The organism is Natrinema soli (genome assembly GCF_028618695.1).
Genome location: NZ_JAQIVI010000099.1, coordinates 1 through 1,516, shown reverse-complemented (window position 1 = coordinate 1,516; position 1,516 = coordinate 1). Strand labels below are relative to the sequence as shown.

Here is a 1,516-nt window from a genome sequence, read left to right as displayed (position 1 = left end):
GGGCGCGACGCCCGGCCTCCTGACCGGCGCAGCGGCGCTCGCGGCCCAGTCGTTCGTCGAGGTCACCGACGTCGACATCCACTGGGGCGTCGGCCTCAAATCGGGCTACGAGGACAACCGCGGCACCGTCCGCGAGGACATCGCCCACCTCCCCGAGTACGATATCGGGACCGCCCGGAACCTCTCCGACGAGGAGATCGACGAAATCATCGACGACCACGACGGCGTCATCGAGTTCGAAGACATGGAACACGCCGACGACGTGCTGCTCGAGCGCGCCGGCGTCTGCGACGCCGCGGACGTCACCGTCGGCGGGATCCTCGACGTGCGAAACGACGAGAAACCGACGACGACGACGGTGCGCGTGACCGGGACGACCTTCGACGGCGAGACGGCGACCAACACATTCCGGCTCGGCGATGAGACGAGCATGGAGGCGAACGTCAACGGACCCGCGCTCGGCTACCTGAAAGCCGGCGTGCGACGGAACCGCGCGGGCGAGTACGGCGTCCTCGGCCCCGCCGAACTGATGCCGGGGTTCTGATCGATAACGAGAGGATCGTCTTTTCATGGGATACGAGTCACGATGACCCGGAGACCGTCACGTATCGACCGCCTCGAGGCCCGTTTCGGCCGAATTCACCGGCCGATCGGAACCGTGAGAGTGAAACCGTGGCGATGAGTTCGTTTAGCCGAATGGCCGACCGCGGGTTCGACCTCGAGGACCGACTCGAGACGCTCGAAACAAACGATTTGAAACGCGCCCTCTCTCCCGTCGATCGGGTCGCCGAGCGAGGCTATTTCGCCCAGCCCTCGGGCGGCGAGTTGCCCGTACTCGAGGCGGATGAGGCGCTGGTCTTCGCCTCCAACAACTACCTCGGGCTGACCGACGACCAGCGCGTCCAGAACGCGGCCCGGCAGGCCGCCGCGACCGTCGGCACGGGTGCCGGCGCGAGCCGGCTCGTTACCGGCGACACGATGGTCCATCGCGATCTCGAGCGGTTGCTCGCCGAGACTAAGGGCACCGACCGCGCGCTCGCCTTTTCCTCGGGCTACGCCGCGAACGTCGGGACGATCACCGCGCTCGAGCCGGACGTCGTCTTCTCGGACGAGTTAAACCACGCGAGTATCATCGACGCCTGTCGGCTTACGGACGCCGAAACCGTCGTCTACGACCACTGCGACGCCGAGAGCCTGCGGTCGATGCTCGAGGAGCGAGCCGATCGAGCGATCCGTGACGGTCGCGAGCCGGCCGACGAATCGTGGCTGATCGTCACCGATTCGGTGTTCAGCATGGACGGCACCATCGCCCCGCTGCAGGCGATCTGTGACGCCGCCGAGGCGTTCGGCGCGTGGGTGATGGTCGACGAGGCCCACGCGACCGGTCTGTACGCGGACGGCGGCGGCGTCGTGCAGGCCGAAGGACTCGAGGACCGGGTCCAGGTCCAGATGGGGACGCTCTCCAAGGCGCTGGCCAGCCAGGGCGGGTACGTCGCCGGTAGTGCGGAACTGATCG

The 1,516-nt window shown here is 67.3% G+C and carries 1 protein-coding gene and 1 pseudogene; both read left to right on the top strand.

What is annotated here, in order from left to right; genetic code table 11:
* A pseudogene (gene bioU, locus PGX04_RS07080) lies at positions 1 to 544 on the top strand ((S)-8-amino-7-oxononanoate synthase BioU); the annotation flags it as partial.
* 152 nt (positions 545 to 696) lie between these two features.
* On the top strand, positions 697 to 1,516 hold an 820-nt coding region (locus PGX04_RS07075; RefSeq protein ID WP_273737872.1), incomplete at its 3' end, for an aminotransferase class I/II-fold pyridoxal phosphate-dependent enzyme.